Consider the following 19,953-nt stretch of genomic DNA (forward strand, 5'->3'; position numbering starts at 1 on the left):
AGGCCCGTGTGTCGCGCCGCGACCTCCGTGACTGGGCGTGAGTGGCGCGTCACGAGACGTAGAAAGTGATCTGGGGCAAAACGGGCCATTGGCCCCAGGATGGCTCCGGGTGAGCGGTGTCCCAGTCTTCATGATCGGGAGCGGAATGATGGCTTCAGTGGCGCAATGTCCGATTCCAACAAGGCCTCCACGGGCCTGAATTGACCCTTTTGCCCGCTGATCCGTGAGCAAACTCACATCAAGATCAAGGCCTCATCCGGGCTTTGGGCGGGAATTGGATGTTTAGCCTGACGCTTTACAGGGATGGCGAATCCGACAACCCGCGTCGTTCCTACGACGCCCCAACTGACGAGGCCCGAACAGCAGATGAAGACTGTGAAGTCGGCGATGTTCCGCAACATAGCCAACCCCCGCCGCACCACCCTCGCGCACCTCACGGACGCGCAGGAGGTCACTCCGGCCGCCGACCAGCCGGAGCACGCCGTGGAACTCCCCACTGTGACGGCCAACCCCCGCCGCACGGTCCTGATGGACGCCCCCGAGGCTTTCAGCCCCTCGGCTGCCTGAGCCGCGGGTGCACGGGAGGCCTGGCGGCACACGGCCACGCTAGCCTGGAGTGTCAGACCTTCCCTCCAGCACAAAGGGCACCGCTCTTGCGCATCGCCAGGTTCTCCATCGACGGCAACGTCGCCTTCGGCGCGGTCGAGGGCGAAAGTCCCCCCGGAACGACCGACGGGCTCGTCCTCGACATCATCAAGGGCATCCCGTTCGCGGACTTCGAGCTCTCCGGCACGAAGGTCCCGCTCAGCAAGGTCAGGCTGCTGCCTCCGGTGCTCCCCAACAAGGTCGTGGGCATCGGCCGCAACTACGCGGACCACGCGGCGGAGCTCGGCAACGACGTCCCGGACGTCCCCGTCGCCTTCTTCAAGCCGTCCACCTCGGTGATCGGCCCCGGCGACGCCATCGCGTACCCCTCCTTCTCTCAGGAGGTGCACTACGAGGCCGAGCTCGCCGTGGTCATCGGCCGCATGTGCCGCGAGGTCCCGCGCGAGCGCGCCCGTGACGTCATCCTCGGCTACACCTGCGCCAACGACGTCACCGCGCGTGACGTGCAGAGGCGTGAGAAGCAGTGGGCCAGGGCCAAGGGCTTCGACAGCTCCTGCCCGCTCGGCCCCTGGGTGGAGACCGAGCTCGACCCCTCCGACCTCACCATCCAGTGCACGGTCAACGGCGAACAGCGTCAGCTGGGGCGTACGGCCGAGATGGTCCGCTCCATCGAGGACCTGATCGTGCACATCTCCGAGGCCATGACGCTGCTCCCGGGCGACGTCATCCTCACGGGCACCCCGGCAGGCGTCGGGCCGCTCAACGTCGGCGACGAGGTCGCCGTCACCATCGAAGGCATCGGCACTCTCACCAACAAGGTGATCAAGCGTGGTTAACGCGACCCCCGTACGCGTACGGTTCTGTCCCTCGCCGACCGGCAACCCTCACGTGGGCCTGGTCCGCACCGCTCTCTTCAACTGGGCCTACGCCCGGCACAACGAGGGCTCCCTGGTCTTCCGCATCGAGGACACCGACGCGGCCCGCGACTCCGAGGAGTCGTACGAGCAGCTCCTGGAAGCGATGCGCTGGCTGGGCTTCGACTGGGACGAGGGCCCCGAGGTCGGCGGCCCGCACGCGCCGTACCGCCAGTCGCAGCGCATGGACATCTACCAGGACGTCGCCGCCAAGCTCCTGGACGCGGGGCGCGCGTACTACTGCTACTGCTCCACGGAGGAGCTGGACGAGCGCCGCGAGGCCGCCCGCGCAGCCGGCAAGCCGTCCGGCTACGACGGCCACTGCCGCGACCTGACGACCGAGCAGCGTGCCGCGTACGAGACGGAGGGCCGCAAGCCCATCGTCCGCTTCCGCATGCCCGACGAGGCGATCACCTTCACGGACCTGGTCCGCGGCGAGATCACCGTCCAGCCGGAGAACCTCCCGGACTACGGCATCGTCCGCGCCAACGGAGCACCGCTCTACACCCTGGTGAACCCGGTCGACGACGCCCTGATGGAGATCACCCACGTCCTGCGCGGCGAGGACCTGCTCTCCTCGACCCCGCGCCAGATTGCCCTCTACGCGGCGCTGACCGACCTGGGCATCGCCAAGGAGACCCCGGCCTTCGGTCACCTCCCGTACGTGATGGGCGAGGGCAACAAGAAGCTGAGCAAGCGCGACCCCCAGGCCTCGCTCAACCTCTACAGGGAGCGCGGTTTCCTCCCGGAGGGCCTCCTGAACTACCTCTCCCTCCTGGGCTGGTCGTTCTCCGCGGACCAGGACGTCTTCTCGATCGAGGACATGGTCGCCAAGTTCGACCTCGCGGACGTGAACGCCAACCCGGCCCGCTTCGACCTGAAGAAGGCCGAGGCGATCAACGCCGACCACATCCGCATGCTGGACGTGAAGGCGTTCGCGGCGGCCTGCGAGCCGTGGCTGAAGGCCCCGCACGCCAACTGGGCCCCCGAGAGCTTCGACCAGGCGGCCTGGGAGGCCATCGCCCCCCACGCCCAGACCCGTATCAAGGTCCTCTCCGAGATCACGGAGAACGTGGACTTCCTCTTCCTGGACGAGCCCGTCGACGACGAGGCGTCCTGGACGAAGGCCATGGGCAAGGGCGACCCGGCCGCCCTCCTGACGACCGCCCGCGCCAAGCTGGCCGACGCCGACTGGACGGACCCGGAGTCCCTCAAGAACGCGGTCCTGGCCGCCGGCGAGGAGCACGGCCTGAAGCTCGGCAAGGCCCAGGCCCCGGTCCGCGTCGCGGTAACCGGCCGCACGGTCGGCCTGCCCCTCTTCGAGTCCCTGGAGATCCTGGGCAAGGAGAAGTCCCTGACCCGCATCGACGCGGCGTTGGCGAAGCTGGCCGCGTAGCCCGCGAGTACGCCGACAGAAGGACCCGGAAGCCACCACGGCTCCCGGGTCCTTCGGGTGTGCACCGCACGGCGCGGCTCACCGAGCTGCCGCCATGGCCCCGTGCCGATACCCGTTTTGGAGCGCCGTCCACCTTCGGGTAATGTTCTTTCTGCGCCGCCCGAGAAGGCCGAAAGGTCCGGACAGGGAGGCGTAAGTCGAAGCAAAACTCCTGCTAGGGGTTGCGTATCGATGGCCTATGGTGTAATTGGCAGCACGACGGTTTCTGGTTCCGTTAGTCTAGGTTCGAGTCCTGGTAGGCCAGCTCGCAGAGCTTATCTGCAACGCCCCCGTTGTGTAGCGGCCTAGCACGCCGCCCTCTCAAGGCGGTAGCGCCGGTTCGAATCCGGTCGGGGGTACAGATCCTTCCCATGGAAGCAGTCAGGGTCGCACCCACTGCTACCGATGCAGGATCGCTAGGGCCCCCGTTGTGTAGCGGCCTAGCACGCCGCCCTCTCAAGGCGGTAGCGCCGGTTCGAATCCGGTCGGGGGTACGCACGGTCTGGCTGGTCTAGACCACTGTGGGCTATGGTGTAATTGGCAACACGACGGTTTCTGGTTCCGTTGTTCTAGGTTCGAGTCCTGGTAGCCCAGCGCAGTACAGCAGGACAAGGCAGTACAGCAGCAAGCTAGCCCCCGTTGTGTAGCGGCCTAGCACGCCGCCCTCTCAAGGCGGTAGCGCCGGTTCGAATCCGGTCGGGGGTACAGATACGGACAAGGGGCCTTCCCGTCAGGGAGGGCCCCTTCGCCGTTGCTCCGGTGTCCCTACGCCGAAGTCCCTTCCCCGGAAGTCCCTTGCCCGAAGCGGTCGTTGGACTCCTCCGCCTGCGCGATACGGCGCAGCGCGAGCAGTACCGGCTCGTACAGCACGGTGAGCGCGACAGCCGCCTGCAGCTGTTCCTCCGAGGACTCGTACCGCTCGATCAAGTCCAGGTCGGAGACGGCCAGTTGCCGTCCCGCGCGCGCATAGGGCGCCAAGTCGTCGACGGCACACGGATATCCGAGCCTGGCCAGCGTGGCGACCGCGGTCACCAGCATCCCGTACGCCGGCGAATGGGCCCCGTACGCCTGGGCGTTCTCCCAGTCGAGCCGTTCGAGCAATGCGTCGACGGTGCGCCGCGCCGCGTCCGTGTGCGTGTCGTCCTCGGCGGGCCCGGGGCCGTGGGGGAGTGCCCAAACCGCCGTGCCCAGGCGGGAGTTGTGGTCCAGGGAGTCGTCCTCCAGGGCGGTGAGCACCTCCCGCGCGGACGCGATCGGCACCCGCCCCACCTGGATGAGCGCCCGGACGAGACGCAGCCGCCGCAAGTGCTCCTCGTCGTACTCGGCCTGTGTCGCCGTCACGCGATGGCCCGGCGGGAGCAGGCCCTCGCGCAGGTAGTACTTGATCGTGGCCGTCGAGACGCCACTGCGCGTACTGAGCTCCGCCAGTCTCATCGGCTCGCTTCTCCTCATTTCCTCTTGCGTTTCCCCTTGGGGAGTGCCACTATCCAATCATGGATAGCGAAACTATCCAACGCTCTCCGAAGGGGGAACCACCGTGAGCACCAAGCCGATCGAAGGGCGCATGACCGCCGACGCCCAGGGCGGCGTCACCGTCTTCAACATCGGGATGCGCATCAACAACTTCCGCGCCGTGCGCAGCTGGTGGCCCGTCTTCCGCGCGATGCCACGCATGCTCAAGGAGCTGTCCCAGGACCGGGGGAGCGGCATGCTCGGCTACCAGCTGCTGCTCGGTGGGCCACGCGTGCTGTACGTCGTCCAGTACTGGGAGTCGCCGGAGAAGCTCCTCGCCTACGCGTCCGACCAGGGCAAGGAACACCGGCCTGCCTGGGCCGCCTTCAACCGGCGGATGCGGGACGGCAGGGGCAAGGTCGGCTTCTGGCACGAGACGTACGTCGTGCCACCGGGCGCCCACGAGGCGGTGTACGTGAACATGCCGGAGTTCGGCCTGGGCAAGGCCATCGGTGTGGTCCCGGTCGGCAGGCGCGGGGACAGGGCGGCCGACCGGCTCAAGGCGGCCTGAGGGTGGCCGAAGGGGAAATGGAAACGCCCGAGGGGCCGCCGCGGCGTTGAGGCGGCCCCTCGGGCGTTCTGTGTGCTGTCTGTGAGCGGTACCGGTCAGCCCGTGCGGCGCAGGGCCTCGGACAGGCGCCCGGCGGCGTCGATGATGGCCTGCGCGTGCATCCGGCCCGGGTGGCGGGTCAGGCGCTCGATCGGTCCGGAGACCGAGACGGCGGCGACCACGCGGTTCGATGGGCCGCGCACGGGGGCGGAGACGGACGCGACGCCCGGCTCCCGCTCGCCGATCGACTGGGCCCAGCCCCGGCGGCGTACGCCCGAGAGGGCCGTCGCCGTGAAGCGGGCGCCCTGGAGGCCGCGGTGCAGGCGCTCCGGCTCCTCCCAGGCCATCAGGATCTGCGCGGAAGAGCCCGCCTTCATCGTGAGCGTCGAGCCCACCGGGACCGTGTCCCGCAGGCCCGAGAGGCGCTCGGCCGCCGCCACGCAGATGCGCATGTCGCCCTGCCGGCGATAGAGCTGCGCGCTCTCGCCGGTGACGTCACGCAGGTGCGTGAGGACCGGGCCCGCCGTGGCGAGCAGGCGGTCCTCGCCGGCCGCCGCCGCGAGTTCCGCGAGCCGCGGGCCGAGAATGAAACGGCCCTGCATGTCGCGCGCCACCATCCGGTGGTGTTCCAGTGCCACGGCGAGGCGATGTGCCGTGGGTCTTGCGAGTCCGGTGGCCGCGACCAGACCCGCGAGGGTGGCCGGGCCGGACTCCAGGGCGCTCAAGACGAGAGCCGCCTTGTCGAGAACGCCGACGCCGCTAGAGTTGTCCATGCGTCGATACTCGCGTCTCACTCTGTGAAACGCAAGTTCAATTTTCGATGGAACACGTCACCCTGGGACGTGCGATCCGCGGACCAACGGATAGCGGTCCACGCGCGGCACGAGGGGTACGGGCGTGGACGAACAATTCTCTAGTTGGGCCGGCCCACATAAGCCGGTCGGAGGGAAAGCGATGGGTAGGACACTCGCGGAGAAGGTCTGGGACGACCACGTCGTCCGGCGCGCCGAAGGCGAGCCCGACCTCCTTTTCATCGATCTGCACCTGCTGCACGAGGTGACCAGCCCGCAGGCCTTCGACGGCCTGCGGCAGGCCGGACGCCCGGTGCGGCGCCTCGACCTCACCATCGCGACCGAGGATCACAACACCCCGACCCTCGACATCGACAAGCCCATCGCGGACCCGGTCTCGCGTGCGCAGTTGGAGACGCTGCGCAAGAACTGCGCGGAGTTCGGCGTACGGCTGCACTCGCTGGGCGACGTCGAGCAGGGCGTCGTCCACGTGGTGGGCCCGCAGCTGGGCCTGACCCAGCCCGGCACCACCGTGGTCTGCGGTGACTCCCACACCTCCACGCACGGCGCCTTCGGCGCGCTGGCGTTCGGCATCGGGACCTCCCAGGTGGAGCACGTCCTGGCGACGCAGACGCTGCCGATGGCCCCGCCGAAGACCATGGCCATCACCGTCGACGGCGAACTGCCCGACGACGTCACGGCCAAGGACCTGATCCTCGCCATCATCACCAAGATCGGCACCGGCGGCGGCCAGGGCTACGTCCTGGAGTACCGCGGCTCGGCCATCGAGAAACTCTCGATGGAAGCCCGCATGACCATCTGCAACATGTCGATCGAGGCCGGCGCCCGTGCGGGCATGATCGCCCCCGACAAGACCACCTTCGACTACATCGAGGGCCGCGACCACGCCCCGAAGGGCGAGGAGTGGGACGCGGCGGTCGCGTACTGGAAGACCCTGAAGACGGACGACGACGCGGTCTTCGACGCCGAGGTCTACATCGACGCCACCGAGCTCGCGCCGTTCGTCACCTGGGGCACCAACCCGGGCCAGGGCGCACCGCTCTCGGCGCGGGTCCCCGATCCTGCTTCGTACGAAGACGCCTCGGAGCGCTACGCCGCCGAAAAGGCCCTGGAATACATGGGGTTGACCGCGGGGCAGGCGCTGCGCGACATCAAGGTCGACACCGTCTTCGTAGGTTCGTGCACCAACGGCCGTATCGAGGACCTGCGTGCGGCGGCCTCCATCGTCGAGGGACGCAAAGTCGCCGACGGCGTACGGATGCTGATCGTCCCCGGCTCGGTCCGGGTGGCGCTGCAGGCCATCGAGGAGGGCCTGGACAAGGTCTTCGTCGCCGCAGGCGCCGAATGGCGGCACGCTGGCTGCTCGATGTGCCTGGGCATGAACCCCGACCAACTGGCGCCCGGCGAGCGCTCCGCGTCGACCTCCAACCGCAACTTCGAGGGCAGGCAGGGCAAGGGCGGCCGCACCCACCTGGTGTCACCCCAGGTCGCCGCCGCCACCGCGGTCACCGGCCACCTGTCGTCACCCGCGGACCTGACCGACGCCCCTGCGACAGCCGGAGTCTGAGAGCCATGGAAGCATTCACCACGCACACCGGCCGGGCCGTTCCGCTGCGCCGCAGCAACGTCGACACCGACCAGATCATCCCCGCCCACTGGCTGAAGAAGGTCACCAGGGACGGATTCGAGGACGGGCTCTTCGAGGCCTGGCGCAAGGACGGCGAGTTCGTCCTGAACAAGCCCGAACGCCAGGGCGCCACCGTCCTGGTCGCGGGCCCCGACTTCGGTACGGGCTCCTCGCGCGAGCACGCCGTGTGGGCGCTGCAGAACTTCGGCTTCAAGACGGTCATCTCCTCGCGCTTCGCCGACATCTTCCGCGGCAACTCGCTGAAGAACGGCCTGCTCACCGTCGTTCTCGACCAGCAGGTCGTGGACGCGCTCTGGGAGCTGACCGAGCGCGACCCGCAGGCCGAGATCACCGTTGACCTGCAGGATCGCCAAGTCCGCGCCGAGGGCGTCACCGCCGACTTCGAACTCGACGAGAACGCCCGCTGGCGCCTCTTGAACGGCCTGGACGACATCAGCATCACGCTCCAGAACGAGCCGGACATCGCCGCGTACGAGGCGGGGCGACGCTCGTACAAGCCGCGGACCGTGCAGGTCTGACACCCCCGCAACACCCTGGTGTACCCCCAATCGTGGACGGTTGGGGGTACATCTGTGTCCGGGCCCTTCGGGGTACCCGATGGCCTGAACGGGTGGTCTCAACTCCCTTGATTCGGACGGCAGAAGAGGCTTGAAATCCCCTTGTACTCGGCCGGAGCGGGTACCCTCAGGAGGGCGCCGGATGTGGGTAGTTACCCCCTGCGGAGGCGACAACTCGCCCCAGATGGCACAATCGGTGCATGGAACGTGACAGCCAACTCGAGCTCTACGGGCTTGTTGCGGACCAACTGAAGGAAGCGCACTCACGAGTGCGTGCACTGCAAGTCCCGGAGGGCGTACGGATGGCGCTGACCCGGAAGCTGCTGGTCATTACGGCCGCGGCCAAACACGATCTCGCCGATGCGGCAAGGCGTCTGGAGCGATTGATGGCGGACCTCGAGGAAGCCGACGAGGGCCGATTCCCCGAAGACACCTGAGCCACAAGGCTCAAACGGCCCTTCGGGGAACCTTCGAGGAACTCATGGACAGCCGAGTTCGTTGCGGCACAAGGGTGATTAGCCCGTTTCGTGTTTGATTTGCGGTATATATCTGCCTAACGTGCGAAAAAGCCTGGCGAATACGCTCGGGCGAGGTCTCCGAAGGGGAAGACGTGAACAAGGCGCAGCTCGTAGAAGCGATTGCCGACAAGGTGGGCGGCCGCCAGCAGGCAGCCGACGCCGTGGACGCGGTTCTGGACGCAGTTGTCCGTGCCGTGGTCAGCGGAGACCGTGTTTCGGTCACCGGATTCGGCTCGTTCGAGAAGGTCGACCGCCCGGCCCGTTACGCCCGCAACCCGCAGACCGGGGAGCGCGTTCGGGTCAAGAAGACCTCGGTTCCGCGTTTCCGCGCAGGACAGGGCTTCAAGGACCTGGTGAGCGGCTCGAAGAAGCTCCCGAAGAACGACGTCGCGGTCAAGAAGGCGCCCAAGGGCAGCCTTTCGGGCGGCGGTGCTTCGGCGACCGTGAAGAAGGCAGCGGCCAAGAAGGCCACGGCCAAGAAGGCGACGGCGAAGAAGGCCGCCACCGCCAAGAAGGCCACCGCCAAGAAGACGACGGCGACGGCGAAGAAGGCGACCGCCAAGAAGACCACCGCCAAGAAGACGTCGGCGACGGCCAAGAAGGCGGCCACGGCCAAGAAGGCGACGGCCAAGAAGGCCACCCCCGCCAAGAAGGCCACCGCCAAGAAGACCGCGCCGGCCACCAAGAAGGCCACCGCGAAGAAGACCGCTCCCGCCAAGAAGTCGACGGCGCGCAAGACCACCGCCAAGAAGGCGACCGCCCGCAAGAAGTAAGGGCACGAGGGCACTCACGCGCCGGGCCGGGCTCCCAACTGGGAGCCCGGCCCGCGGCGTGTAGGGGGCCCTGTGCGGCCCGTACGGGACTCGGAGTGAAGCCCCGGGATCAGAACGTCTGCAGCGTCACCAGCGTGATGCGCCGCTGCTCGCCCTCTCCCTCGACCTCGATCCGCACCCGCTGGCCGGGCCGCAGGAGCCGCAGGCCGCCCGCGTCGAACGCCGGGGGATCGAAGGGCACCGGAGTGCCGTCGTCGAGCAGCACGCTGCCGCTGCGGGTCTCGGAGTCGTACGTGTACGCGGTCGCCTGCATGGGGGAAGCGTACTCAGTCGGCGATCAGCAGCCTCGCCGCGGCCGCCGCCGTGCGCGGCCCGACGCCCAGCGCGAGCGCGGCCCGCAGGTCGTCGCCGGTGTCCACGTCCTGGCGTACGGAATCGACGTCGTCGAGCCGGAGTTCCAGCGCCCCGGAGTCCATGTGCCGGGCACGGGACGCGGCGCCGAATGCCGGGCGCAATTCCGAGCCGCGGTCCGCGCAGAGCAGAGTCGTACCGATTCCGGCGGCATCCGCGAGGAAAGAGCGGGGAAATCGGGCCGCGCTGTCGAGTACCCGGGCCAATTCCCGGGGGCGCAGCGCGGGGAGATCGGCATTCAGCGCCGCTACGGCCGCCGCGGGCCGCCCGGCACGCACGGCCGCCGCTCCGTGCGCGAGAGCCGCGTTGAGGCCCCCCGCGGGCTCGTCGCGCACGATCCGGGCCCCCAGGGCCGCGAGCTCGCGCCCGGCGAGGCCGTCGTCCGTGACGACCACCACATCCCGTACGGAAGGGCAGGCCCCCGCGGCGGCCACGGTGTCCTGTGCGAAGGCCAGGGCGAGGCCGGGGCGCAGGGTGTCGCCGGTGGTGGCGGTGAGCCTGCTCTTGGCGCGCTCCAGCGGTTTCAGGGGTATCACCAGGGTCCACTGCACGGGTGGCGGCTCCGTCCTTCGCGTCGCGCCCATTGTGACCTGCTGGCGGGGGCACTACCGGGGCCGGGCCGCGAGGGCGGGCGTACGGTGTTCTCGACAGACAGACAGCCTGGGGCGACACTTGTGCGGCCGACCAGGTTCATGGAGGAAGGTGTCCGAGTGTCCCGCCGCAGAATCGGCTTCTGGTACCGCCTGGCGGCAGTCATCGCCAAACCGCCCCTGGTGGTTTTCTTCAAGCGGGACTGGCGAGGAATGGAACACATTCCGGCCGACGGTGGATTCATCACCGCGGTGAATCACAACTCGTATATCGACCCGCTGTCGTACGCGCATTTTCAGTACAACACCGGACGAGTGCCCCGTTTCCTGGCAAAGGACGGCCTTTTCAAGGACGGGTTCGTCGGCAAGGTCATGAAGGGCACCGGCCAGATCCCGGTCTACCGCGAGACCACGAACGCGCTCGACGCCTTCCGTGCCGCGGTCGACGCGATCGAGCGCGGTGAGTGCGTGGCGTTCTACCCCGAGGGAACCCTCACCAGGGACCCCGAGATGTGGCCGATGACGGCCAAGTCCGGTGCCGCGCGGGTCGCCCTGCGCACCAAGTGCCCGGTGGTCCCCGTCGCGCAGTGGGGCGCCAACCTCGCGCTTCCCCCGTACAGCAAGAAGCTCAGCCTCTTCCCGCGCAAGAGGCTCCAGGTGCTCGCGGGCAAGCCGGTCGACCTCTCGCGGTTCTACGACAAGGAACCCACCCCCGAGATCCTGCGGGAGGTGACCGAGACCATCATGGCCGCGGTCACCGAACTCCTGGAGGAGATCCGGCAGGAGAAGGCCCCACAGACCCCGTACGACCCGCGCACGGCGCGGCTCGCGCAACGGCGCAAGGCGGCGGACCGGAGCGGTCGCGGCGTCCCCCAGGACACCACCCCTGAGCCCACCCCCGAGACCACCACGGAGGACAGCAAGTGACGAACCCGGTGAAGGCCGCCGTCTTCGGAACGGGCTCTTGGGGTACCGCCTTCGGCATGGTGCTCGCCGACGCCGGGTGCGACGTCACGCTGTGGGCGCGTCGCGCCGAACTCGCCGAGGCCGTCAACTCCTCGCACCGCAACCCGGACTACCTCCCCGGTGTCGAACTCCCGGAGAGCATCAGGGCGACCACCGACCCGGCCGAGGCCGCGGCAGGCGCCGACTTCACCGTGCTCGCGGTGCCCTCGCAGACGCTGCGCGCGAACCTCGCCGAGTGGGCGCCGCTGCTCGCCACCGACACCGTGCTCGTCTCCCTCATGAAGGGCGTCGAACTGGGCTCCGCGATGCGGATGAGCGAGGTCATCGAGGACGTCACGAAGGTCGCGGCCGACCGCGTCGCCGTCGTCACGGGCCCCAACCTCGCCCGCGAGATCGCCGCGAGGCAGCCCGCGGCCGCCGTGGTGGCCTGCCGCGACGAATCGGTCGCGCAACGCCTCCAGACCGCCTGCCACACGCCCTACTTCCGCCCGTACACGAACACGGACGTCCTCGGCTGCGAACTCGGCGGCGCCGTCAAGAACGTCATCGGACTCGCCGTCGGCATCGCGGACGGCATGGGCCTCGGCGACAACACGAAGGGCTCGCTCATCACGCGCGGGCTCGCCGAGACCAGCCGCCTGGGCATGGCGATGGGCGCCGACCCGCTGACGTTCTCCGGACTCGCGGGCCTGGGCGACCTGGTGGCCACCTGCTCATCGCCGCTCTCGCGCAACCACACCTTCGGCACGAACCTCGGCAAGGGCATGACCCTCGAGGAGACCATCGCGGTCACCAAGCAGACCGCCGAGGGCGTCAAGTCCTGTGAGTCGGTGCTGGATCTGGCCCGCAGGCACGGCGTCGACATGCCCATCACCGAGACGGTCGTGGGCATCGTGCACGAGGGCACGCCGCCGGTGGTCGCCCTCAAGGAGCTGATGTCGCGCAGCGCCAAGCCCGAGCGCCGCTGACTGTCGCCGCTGACTCTCCGATGGCCACCGGGTACCCTCAAGCCGATATGAGCAGCGAGAACCTCCCCCAGAGCCCCGAGCCGCGCCCCGAGCAGAGCTCTGAGCCGCTCCGTAAGCCGCGTGTGGCCGTCGTGTTCGGCGGCCGCAGCTCGGAGCACGGCATCTCGGTCGTCACGGCGGGCGCCGTGCTGCGTGCCATCGACCGCACCAAGTACGACGTCCTGCCCATCGGCATCACGACGGACGGCCGCTGGGCCCTGACCGCCGACGATCCCGAGCGCATGGCGATCACCGACCGGCAGGTGCCCAACGTCGACGCGCTCGCCGAGTCGGCGGACGGCGGCGTCGTGATGCCCCTGGACCCGGGCAACCGCGAGGTCGTCTACAGCGAGCCCGGCTCCGTGCCCAAGGCCCTCGGCGAAGTCGACGTCGTCTTCCCGATGCTGCACGGTCCCTACGGCGAGGACGGCACCCTCCAGGGACTCCTGGAGCTCTCCGGAGTGCCCTACGTGGGCGCCGGAGTGCTCGCATCGGCCGTCGGCCAGGACAAGGAGTACATGAAGCGGGTCTTCACCTCCTTCGGTCTTCCCGTCGGCCCGTACCTCGTGATCCGCCCGCGCGAGTGGGACCGCGACCAGGAGGGTGCCCGCAAGAAGATCGCGGAGTTCGCCGGCGACCACGGCTGGCCGCTGTTCATCAAGCCCGCGCGCGGGGGCTCGTCGATGGGCATCACGAAGGTCGACTCCTTCGAGGGCCTCGACGAGGCGATCGAGGAGGCCCGCCGGCACGACCCCAAGATCCTCGTCGAGTCGCTCCTGCGCGGCCGTGAGATCGAGTGCGGGGTCCTGGAGTTCGAGGACGGGCCGCGCGCGAGCGTGCCCGCCGAGATCCCGCCGGTGCAGTCGCACGACTACTACGACTTCGAGGCGAAGTACATCGACTCGACGCCCGGGATCGTGCCCGCCCCGCTGACGCCCGACGAGACCGCCGAGATCCAGCGGCTCGCGGTCGACGCCTTCGAGGCCACGTCCTGCGAGGGCCTGGTGCGCGCGGACTTCTTCCTCACCGAGGACGGGTTCGTGATCAACGAGATCAACACGATGCCGGGCTTCACGCCCATCTCGATGTACCCGCAGATGTGGGAGGCGAGCGGCGTCTCGTACCCCGAGCTGGTGGACCGCCTCGTCCAGGCCGCCCTCAACCGCTCCACGGGGCTGCGCTAGCCCTCAGGGGCGCTAGGCGATCCCCTTGGGGATGGTCTTCCTGATGGGGGCGGCGAAGTCCGTCAGCGGGCTCACGCCGTCCCCCGCGCGCTCCTTGGGCAGCGTGACCTCCACGTACGCCTTGCGCAGCGTGGAGGTGAAGCGGAAAGAACCGTCGTCCTGCTCGTCGAGCAGCCAGTTGACGCCGTCGACCGTCACGCCGTCCGCCTCGGGGTCGTTCATCTGGGGCGGTCGCGCGACACCGCAGCGCAGTATGATCGCCGGGTCTCCCCACCCGGCGGTCAGCTCCGACTTCGGCTCGGGATCAACGCGTCCAAGACCGTCCACCTTCTCCGGCAGCCGCTTGTCCAGGTTCCGGCACAGTTCGGTGACCTTGCTGTCCGGGGTGGGAACCGCAGCCTTCACCGCATCGTCTGCTGAGGAGCAGCCCGCGGACGCGATCAGCAGTGCGAGTGCGGGAGCGGAGACGAGGCAGCGACGCCGGCGACGGGAAATCTTCACCGGCCAAGGGTAGACGGGGGCTACAAGTGCACGACGGGGCAGGTCAGGGTCCGGGTGATGCCGTCCACTTGCTGGACCTTGGCGACCACCATGCGGCCGAGTTCGTCGACCGTGTCCGCCTGGGCGCGCACGATGACATCGTAGGGACCGGTCACGTCCTCGGCCTGGATCACTCCCGCGATCTTGCCGATCAGCTCGGCGACGGTCGACGCCTTGCCGACCTCTGTTTGGATCAGGATGTACGCCTGTACCACGGAACCTCCAGGGCGGCCACGAGGATCATGTGGGGAGAAGGGACGCCACGGTACCGCGTCACCCCTTCTCGCGGGGAGACCCGGGGGACCTGTGGCGCGCACATCGCGGTGGACGGGCAACAGAAGTTGACGGTCATATCGACCGTACCTATGACAGTGACGGCTCGCGACCGCGAGCCGAGCAGCGTGAAAGGGCATGGTGAGTCCCGGTGAAGGGAACCGTCGGCGAGTTGGGGGAGTTCGGGCTCATCAGGGAACTCACCTCCCGGCTCACCTCCACCCCGGCCGTCCGGCTCGGGCCGGGCGATGACGCCGCCGTCGTGTCGGCTCCCGACCGGCGGGTGGTGGCGAGCACCGACATCCTCCTGGAGGGGCGGCACTTCCGCCGCGACTGGTCGACCGCGTACGACGTGGGCCGCAAGGCCGCCGCCCAGAACCTCGCGGACATCGCCGCCATGGGCGCCGTACCGACCGCGCTCCTCCTGGGTCTGGTCGTCCCCGCCGAACTCCCCGCGAGCTGGCCCACGGAGCTCATGGACGGCCTGCGGGACGAATGCCAGGTCGCAGGGGCTGCCGTCGTGGGCGGCGATGTCGTACGGGGTGACACGATCACCGTGGCGATCACCGCGCTCGGAGATCTGCGCAACCACGAACCGGTCACCCGTGCCGGGGCACAGCCCGGCGATGTCGTCGCCGTCACCGGCTGGTTGGGCTGGTCCGCCGCCGGGCACGCGGTGCTCTCGCGCGGCTTCCGCTCACCCCGCGCCTTCGTGGAGGCCCACCGCAGGCCCGAACCGCCGTACCACGCGGGCCCCGCGGCCGCCGGTCTCGGCGCCACCTCGATGACGGACGTGAGCGACGGCCTCATCGCCGACCTCGGCCACATCGCCGATGCGAGCAAGGTGCGCATCGACATCCGCTCCGGGGACGTCGACGTGCCCTCCCAGATGAACGACATCGGCCAGGCCGTCGGCGTCGACCCGCTGCAGTGGGTGCTCAACGGCGGCGAGGACCACGCGATCGTGGCGACGTTCCCGCCGGACGTGAAGCTGCCCGCCCGCTGGAAGGTCATCGGCGAGGTCCTCAACCCCTCGGCGCTTCCGCAGGTGACGGTGGACGGCGCACCCTGGACCAGCAAGGGCTGGGACCACTTCGGGGACGACATCGAGGACTGAGCGCGACCGCGCACGTCACTGCAACCTCGTCACCACGCTCCGTCACCGCGCAGAACTCCCTCGGCGTCCATGGCCGTTGGGAGCTGCCGGTGGAGGCGGTGCGCGCACAGAAAAGAGCCGGCCCCCCGAGGGGGACCGGCTCTTTCAGCAACCAGCTAGGTGGCCGCGCTTAGCGTCAGCGCGAGACCTTGCCGGCCTTGATGCACGAGGTGCAGGCGTTGAGCCGCTTCGGCGTCCCGCTGACCACGGCACGAACGCGCTGGATGTTCGGGTTCCAGCGACGGGACGTACGGCGGTGAGAGTGCGAGATGTTGTTGCCGAAGCTCGGCCCCTTGCCGCAGACGTCGCAGTTGGCAGCCACGGGTCACTCCAAGACTTCAGATGCACTTACGGTTAATCCCGGCATGCCGGGATCAGTGCAATGATCGTGGGTGGCGTTGCCAGGAGGAATGGCCCGATGGGTATCGGGCAACCGGAGCAGCATACAACGACTGCTTCGATAGAACGAAACTACCATGTCTCGCCCCGGCCCCGCCCCGGGCCTTTCGCCCTTTCCGGTCTACGCTGCGTCCATTCCGGATGCCCTTAGGAGGCGAGCAGGTGCCGCAGAACCTCGACGCCGTCGCGGTGCGCGCCTGGTGCGGCCTCGCTCTGGACGCCCTGGGGCGGGCCCGCGAGGAGATCGACGCGATCAACGTCTATCCGGTCGCGGACGGGGACACCGGAACGAACCTCTACCTGACCGTGGAATCGGCCTCCCAGGCGGTCGACGCCGTCTTCACGGGCCTGGAGCCGACCCGCCCCTCGCTCGCCGAGGCCGTGCGGGCGATGGCGCACGGAGCGCTGATCGGGGCCCGCGGGAACTCGGGCACGATCCTCTCCCAGCTGCTGCGGGGGATGGCTCAGGTCCTGGGCGCCGACCGTGACACTGGTCACGCCGACAGCGGGGCGCTCGCGCTCGCGCTGCGCCGTGCCGCCGAGTCGGGCTACCAGGCGGTGGCGCACCCCGTCGAGGGCACGGTCCTGACGGTGGCCGCCGCCGCTGCCGCCGCTGCCGAGGCGGCTTCCGCGGCTTCAGCGGCTGCCGGTGACTGCGGGGCGGTGGTGCGGGCGGCGTACGACGGTGCGTGCCGGGCGCTGGACGAGACGCCGGAGCAGCTCGCGGTGCTCGGCCGTGCGGGAGTGGTGGATGCCGGGGGGCGCGGGCTCGTGGCGGTGCTCGGGGCGCTCGTGGAGGCGCTGTCGGGCGAGACGGTGCTCCACCTGAAGGCGGGGGCGGGGTCGGGCGGATCGGGCGGCCACGCGCGCGTGGAGCCCATCGAGTGCCAGGACATCCCGGCCGACGCCACCGCCCCCGCCTTCGAGGTGATCTACCTCCTGGAGGCCGACGACTCCGCGGTGGCGAGGCTGCGGACACGGCTCGACGGACTCGGCGACTCCCTCGTCGTCGTCGGCGGTGACGGGCTGTGGAACGTCCACGTGCACGTCGACGACGCGGGCGCCGCCGTCGAGGCGGGCGTGGAGGCCGGGCGGCCCCATCGCATCCGCATCACCCACTTCGGAGTGGGCGACGCACACACCGCGGGCGTCACCCCGCCGCCCCGGGAACGGGTGCAGCGCGGAATCGTCGCCGTCGTACCGGGGGAGGGGCTCGCCGGGCTCTACGCCGAGGCAGGTGCGACCACCGTGCCCACGCGTCCCGGGGAGCCGCCCGCCAGCGGAGAACTCGTCGACGCGATCCGGCGGGCCCACGCGCGCGAGGTCGTGCTCCTGCCGAACGACGCCGAGCTGCGCCACACCGCCGCCGCGGCGGCGGAGCAGGCCCGTACCGAAGGGGTGCGGGTCGCGCTGATCCCGACCCGGTCCGCGGTCCAGGGCATCGCGGCGCTGGCCGTGCACGAGCCGGACCGCCGCTTCGACGAGGACGTCGTCGTGATGACCTCGGCGGCCAGCGCGACGCGGTACGCCGAACTGGCCGTCGCCGAGCGGCAGTCGTGGACGATGGCGGGCATCTGCCAGGCCGGGGACGTCCTCGGCCTGATCGACGGCGATGTCGCGTTGATCGGCGACGACACCACGCGCGCCGCGCGCTCCGTCCTCGACCGGATGCTGGCCGCGGGCGGCGAGATGGTCACGCTGGTGCTCGGCGACGACGTGCCGGACAGCCTCGGCGACGACCTGGAGAAGCATGTGCGCGAGCAGCATCTGGCGGTCGACACGGTGGTCTACCGCGGGGGACGCCAGTCGGCGCTGCTCCTGATCGGCGTGGAGTAATCCTGCCGTCGGCGTTGCTGGGCAGCGGATTCCGGGGACGTACGCCGAATTGTCAGTGGCGTGGTGTGCAATGGATCTCGTGCCCGCGCTCGAAGAACCCCTGAAGAAAGTGGTCGGTCCCGCCACCGCGAAGGTGATGGCCGAGCACCTGGACCTGCACACGGTCGGCGATTTGCTGCACCACTACCCACGGAGGTACGCGGAGCGGGGCGAGCTCACCCGCCTCGCCGACCTGCCGTTGGACGAGCACGTCACGGTGGTCGCCCAGGTCGCGACGGCGCGCATCCTCACGTTCAACGGCGGCAGGGGCCAGCGCCTCGAAGTGACGATCACCGACGGCAGCGGCCAGCTCCAGCTGGTCTTCTTCGGCCGGGGCATCCACAAGCCGCACAAGGACCTGCTGCCGGGCACGCGCGCGATGTTCGCGGGCAAGGCGTCCGTCTTCAACCGCAAGATGCAGCTCGCCCACCCGGCGTACGAACTGCTCAAGGGCGACGCCGACGACGCGGTCGACTCCTGGGCAGGCGCACTCATCCCGATCTATCCGGCCACGGCCAAGCTGGAGTCCTGGAAGATCGCCAAGTCCGTCGACGCGGTCCTGCCCAGCGCCCAGGAGGCAGTCGACCCGCTGCCGCCGAGCCTGCGCGACGGCCGGGGCCTGATCCCGCTCCCCGAAGCGCTCCTGAAGATCCACCGCCCGCAGACCAAGGCGGACATCGAATCCGCCCGCGACCGCCTGAAGTGGGACGAGGCCTTCGTCCTCCAGGTAGCCCTGGCCCGCCGGAGGTACGCGGACGCGCAACTCCCCGCGACAGCCCGCCGCCCCCGCGAGGGCGGCCTGCTCGACGCCTTCGACGCCAAGCTGCCCTTCACCCTCACCGACGGCCAGCAGAAGGTCTCCAAGGAGATCTTCGACGACCTGGCAACCGAACACCCGATGCACCGCCTGCTCCAGGGCGAGGTGGGCAGCGGGAAGACGATGGTCGCCCTGCGCGCCATGCTCGCCGTCGTGGACGCGGGCGGGCAGGCCGCGATGCTCGCGCCCACCGAAGTCCTCGCCCAGCAGCACCACCGCTCGATCACCGAGATGATGGGCGAACTCGCCGAGGGCGGCATGCTCGGCGGCTCCGACCAAGGCACCAAGGTCACACTGCTCACCGGCTCCATGGGGGTGGCGGGGCGGCGTCAGGCCCTGCTCGACCTGGTGACAGGCGAGGCCGGGATCGTCATCGGCACGCACGCGCTGATCGAGGACAAGGTCCAGTTCCACGACCTGGGCCTGGTCGTCGTCGACGAACAGCACCGCTTCGGGGTCGAGCAGCGCGACGCTTTGCGCGGCAAGGGCAAGCAGCCCCCGCACCTCCTCGTCATGACGGCCACGCCCATTCCGCGCACGGTGGCGATGACCGTCTTCGGTGATCTGGAGACCTCGGTCCTCGACCAGCTCCCCGCCGGCCGGTCGCCCATCGCAAGCCATGTCGTCCCGGCCGAGGACAAGCCGCACTTCCTGGCGCGCGCGTGGGAGCGCGTGCGCGAGGAGGTCGAGAACGGCCACCAGGCGTACGTGGTCTGCCCCCGGATCGGCGATGAGGACGACGACCCGAAGAAGGCCAAGAAGAAGGCCGAGGAGGAGGCCACCGCCGAGAAGCGGCCCCCGCTCGCCGTCATCGAGGTCGCCGAGCAGCTCGCCCGCGGACCGCTGAGCGGCCTCAGGGTGGAGGTCCTGCACGGCCGCATGCAGCCGGACGACAAGGACGCGGTGATGCGGCGCTTCGCCGCGGGCGAGACCCAGGTCCTGGTCGCGACGACGGTCATCGAGGTCGGCGTGAACGTCCCGAACGCCACCGCGATGGTGATCATGGACGCCGACCGCTTCGGCGTATCGCAACTGCACCAGCTGCGCGGCCGCGTCGGCCGTGGCTCGGCCCCCGGCCTCTGCCTCCTGGTCACCGAGATGCCCGAGGCGAGCCCCGCCCGCGGGCGCCTCGGGGCCGTGGCCGCCACGCTCGACGGCTTCGAGCTCTCCCGGATCGACCTGGAGCAGCGCCGCGAGGGCGACGTCCTCGGCCAGGCCCAGTCCGGTGTCCGCTCCAGCCTGCGCATGCTCGCCGTCATCGAGGACGAGGAGATCATCGCCGAGGCCCGCGAGGAGGCCGTCGCGGTGGTCGCCGCCGACCCGGAACTGGAGCACCTGCCGGAGCTGCGCACCGCCCTGGACGCCCTCCTGGACGACGAGCGCGAGCAGTACCTCGACAAGGGCTGACAG

Annotated in this window: 21 protein-coding genes, 5 tRNA genes and 1 pseudogene; 20 read left to right on the forward strand and 7 right to left on the reverse strand. The window is 69.6% G+C overall.

Translation table 11 applies throughout. From position 1 onward, the window contains the following. Window positions 1–366: 366 nt before the first annotated feature. The 8 genes from ABXJ52_RS26510 (at window position 367) to ABXJ52_RS26545 (ending at window position 3,660) form a co-directional block, all read left to right on the forward strand. The gene (locus ABXJ52_RS26510; RefSeq protein WP_367049291.1) at window positions 367–567 is read left to right on the forward strand and encodes a hypothetical protein; all 201 of its coding nucleotides are present in this window, start codon (window positions 367–369) and stop codon (window positions 565–567) included. An 86-nt stretch (window positions 568–653) separates the two neighbouring features. Beyond that, window positions 654–1,442 carry a fumarylacetoacetate hydrolase family protein gene (locus ABXJ52_RS26515; RefSeq protein WP_367045172.1) on the forward strand — a complete coding sequence of 263 codons (789 nt, stop codon included), beginning with the start codon at window positions 654–656 and terminating at the stop codon, window positions 1,440–1,442. After that, complete coding sequence (gltX, locus tag ABXJ52_RS26520) at window positions 1,435–2,916, forward strand: glutamate--tRNA ligase (protein ID WP_367045173.1); 1,482 nt, start codon at window positions 1,435–1,437, stop codon at window positions 2,914–2,916. Before ABXJ52_RS26515 ends, gltX begins: the two co-directional genes overlap by 8 nt. Window positions 2,917–3,148: 232 nt before the next feature. Next, a tRNA-Gln gene (locus tag ABXJ52_RS26525) sits at window positions 3,149–3,220 on the forward strand. Between the two features lie 21 nt (window positions 3,221–3,241). Beyond that, a tRNA-Glu gene (locus ABXJ52_RS26530) sits at window positions 3,242–3,314 on the forward strand. Between the two features lie 62 nt (window positions 3,315–3,376). Continuing rightward, window positions 3,377–3,449, forward strand: a tRNA-Glu gene (locus ABXJ52_RS26535). 28 nt (window positions 3,450–3,477) lie between these two features. Continuing rightward, window positions 3,478–3,549 (forward strand) — tRNA-Gln (locus ABXJ52_RS26540). Window positions 3,550–3,587: 38 nt separating this feature from the next. Further along, window positions 3,588–3,660, forward strand: a tRNA-Glu gene (locus ABXJ52_RS26545). Between the two features lie 60 nt (window positions 3,661–3,720). On the opposite strand, the gene ABXJ52_RS26550 is transcribed toward ABXJ52_RS26545, so the two are convergent. Beyond that, the gene (locus tag ABXJ52_RS26550; RefSeq protein ID WP_367045174.1) at window positions 3,721–4,389 is read right to left on the reverse strand and encodes a MerR family transcriptional regulator; all 669 of its coding nucleotides are present in this window, start codon (window positions 4,387–4,389) and stop codon (window positions 3,721–3,723) included. Between the two features lie 130 nt (window positions 4,390–4,519). Between ABXJ52_RS26550 and ABXJ52_RS26555 the strand changes: the two genes are divergently transcribed. Continuing rightward, entirely contained in the window at window positions 4,520–4,978 is a 459-nt protein-coding gene (locus tag ABXJ52_RS26555; protein WP_367049293.1) for a DUF4188 domain-containing protein, read from the forward strand. 95 nt (window positions 4,979–5,073) lie between these two features. Here the strand turns inward: ABXJ52_RS26555 and ndgR are convergent, their stop codons facing one another. Continuing rightward, window positions 5,074–5,790, reverse strand: a complete 717-nt coding sequence (gene ndgR, locus ABXJ52_RS26560) for an IclR family transcriptional regulator NdgR (RefSeq protein WP_053137572.1) — start codon at window positions 5,788–5,790, stop codon at window positions 5,074–5,076. A gap of 181 nt (window positions 5,791–5,971) precedes the next feature. Between ndgR and leuC the strand changes: the two genes are divergently transcribed. The 4 genes from leuC (at window position 5,972) to ABXJ52_RS26580 (ending at window position 9,325) form a co-directional block, all read left to right on the forward strand. Continuing rightward, window positions 5,972–7,396: a 3-isopropylmalate dehydratase large subunit gene (gene leuC, locus ABXJ52_RS26565; protein ID WP_367045175.1), complete on the forward strand. Its 1,425-nt coding sequence runs from the start codon at window positions 5,972–5,974 to the stop codon at window positions 7,394–7,396. A 5-nt stretch (window positions 7,397–7,401) separates the two neighbouring features. Next, window positions 7,402–7,995 carry a 3-isopropylmalate dehydratase small subunit gene (leuD, locus tag ABXJ52_RS26570; RefSeq protein ID WP_367045176.1) on the forward strand — a complete coding sequence of 198 codons (594 nt, stop codon included), beginning with the start codon at window positions 7,402–7,404 and terminating at the stop codon, window positions 7,993–7,995. 239 nt (window positions 7,996–8,234) lie between these two features. After that, a complete protein-coding gene (locus ABXJ52_RS26575) occupies window positions 8,235–8,471 on the forward strand; it encodes a hypothetical protein (protein WP_367045177.1) in 237 nt (78 codons plus the stop codon). Between the two features lie 173 nt (window positions 8,472–8,644). Further along, a complete protein-coding gene (locus ABXJ52_RS26580) occupies window positions 8,645–9,325 on the forward strand; it encodes an HU family DNA-binding protein (RefSeq protein WP_367045178.1) in 681 nt (226 codons plus the stop codon). A gap of 109 nt (window positions 9,326–9,434) precedes the next feature. Here ABXJ52_RS26580 and ABXJ52_RS26585 read toward each other — a convergent pair whose 3' ends face one another. Both ABXJ52_RS26585 and cofC read right to left on the reverse strand, forming a co-directional pair. Then, complete coding sequence (locus tag ABXJ52_RS26585; protein ID WP_190084725.1) at window positions 9,435–9,638, reverse strand: hypothetical protein; 204 nt, start codon at window positions 9,636–9,638, stop codon at window positions 9,435–9,437. Window positions 9,639–9,651: 13 nt separating this feature from the next. Beyond that, window positions 9,652–10,287, reverse strand: coding sequence for a 2-phospho-L-lactate guanylyltransferase (gene cofC / locus ABXJ52_RS26590; RefSeq protein WP_367045179.1), 636 nt, complete (start codon window positions 10,285–10,287; stop codon window positions 9,652–9,654). Window positions 10,288–10,446: 159 nt separating this feature from the next. Between cofC and ABXJ52_RS26595 the strand changes: the two genes are divergently transcribed. The 3 genes from ABXJ52_RS26595 to ABXJ52_RS26605 are packed head-to-tail and all read left to right on the forward strand — an operon-like array spanning window position 10,447 to window position 13,483. Continuing rightward, the gene (locus tag ABXJ52_RS26595) at window positions 10,447–11,253 is read left to right on the forward strand and encodes a lysophospholipid acyltransferase family protein (RefSeq protein WP_367045180.1); all 807 of its coding nucleotides are present in this window, start codon (window positions 10,447–10,449) and stop codon (window positions 11,251–11,253) included. Continuing rightward, a complete protein-coding gene (locus ABXJ52_RS26600) occupies window positions 11,250–12,260 on the forward strand; it encodes an NAD(P)H-dependent glycerol-3-phosphate dehydrogenase (protein WP_367045181.1) in 1,011 nt (336 codons plus the stop codon). Before ABXJ52_RS26595 ends, ABXJ52_RS26600 begins: the two co-directional genes overlap by 4 nt. Window positions 12,261–12,307: 47 nt before the next feature. Continuing rightward, the gene (locus tag ABXJ52_RS26605) at window positions 12,308–13,483 is read left to right on the forward strand and encodes a D-alanine--D-alanine ligase family protein (RefSeq protein ID WP_367045182.1); all 1,176 of its coding nucleotides are present in this window, start codon (window positions 12,308–12,310) and stop codon (window positions 13,481–13,483) included. Between the two features lie 12 nt (window positions 13,484–13,495). Here ABXJ52_RS26605 and ABXJ52_RS26610 read toward each other — a convergent pair whose 3' ends face one another. After that, window positions 13,496–13,978, reverse strand: coding sequence for a DUF3515 domain-containing protein (locus ABXJ52_RS26610; protein WP_367049295.1), 483 nt, complete (start codon window positions 13,976–13,978; stop codon window positions 13,496–13,498). A gap of 26 nt (window positions 13,979–14,004) precedes the next feature. Beyond that, window positions 14,005–14,238: an Lrp/AsnC ligand binding domain-containing protein gene (locus ABXJ52_RS26615; RefSeq protein WP_361720591.1), complete on the reverse strand. Its 234-nt coding sequence runs from the start codon at window positions 14,236–14,238 to the stop codon at window positions 14,005–14,007. 209 nt (window positions 14,239–14,447) lie between these two features. On the opposite strand from ABXJ52_RS26615, the gene ABXJ52_RS26620 reads away from it, so the two are divergent. Together ABXJ52_RS26620 and ABXJ52_RS26625 are read left to right on the forward strand one after the other, a co-directional pair. Then, on the forward strand, window positions 14,448–15,413 hold the full coding sequence (locus tag ABXJ52_RS26620; RefSeq protein ID WP_367045183.1) for a thiamine-phosphate kinase: 966 nt from the start codon (window positions 14,448–14,450) through the stop codon (window positions 15,411–15,413). 38 nt (window positions 15,414–15,451) lie between these two features. Further along, a pseudogene (locus tag ABXJ52_RS26625) lies at window positions 15,452–15,529 on the forward strand (bifunctional hydroxymethylpyrimidine kinase/phosphomethylpyrimidine kinase); the annotation flags it as partial. 59 nt (window positions 15,530–15,588) lie between these two features. On the opposite strand, the gene rpmB reads toward ABXJ52_RS26625, so the two are convergent. Next, entirely contained in the window at window positions 15,589–15,774 is a 186-nt protein-coding gene (gene rpmB, locus ABXJ52_RS26630) for a 50S ribosomal protein L28 (RefSeq protein ID WP_160507429.1), read from the reverse strand. 218 nt (window positions 15,775–15,992) lie between these two features. On the opposite strand from rpmB, the gene ABXJ52_RS26635 reads away from it, so the two are divergent. Further along, a complete protein-coding gene (locus tag ABXJ52_RS26635; RefSeq protein ID WP_367045184.1) occupies window positions 15,993–17,687 on the forward strand; it encodes a DAK2 domain-containing protein in 1,695 nt (564 codons plus the stop codon). Between the two features lie 70 nt (window positions 17,688–17,757). Continuing rightward, window positions 17,758–19,950 (forward strand): ATP-dependent DNA helicase RecG, encoded by a 2,193-nt coding sequence (gene recG / locus ABXJ52_RS26640; protein WP_367045185.1) that lies wholly within the window; start codon window positions 17,758–17,760, stop codon window positions 19,948–19,950. Window positions 19,951–19,953: the final 3 nt, after the last annotated feature.

The sequence above is a fragment of the Streptomyces sp. Je 1-332 genome, assembly GCF_040730185.1.
Lineage (GTDB): Bacteria > Actinomycetota > Actinomycetes > Streptomycetales > Streptomycetaceae > Streptomyces.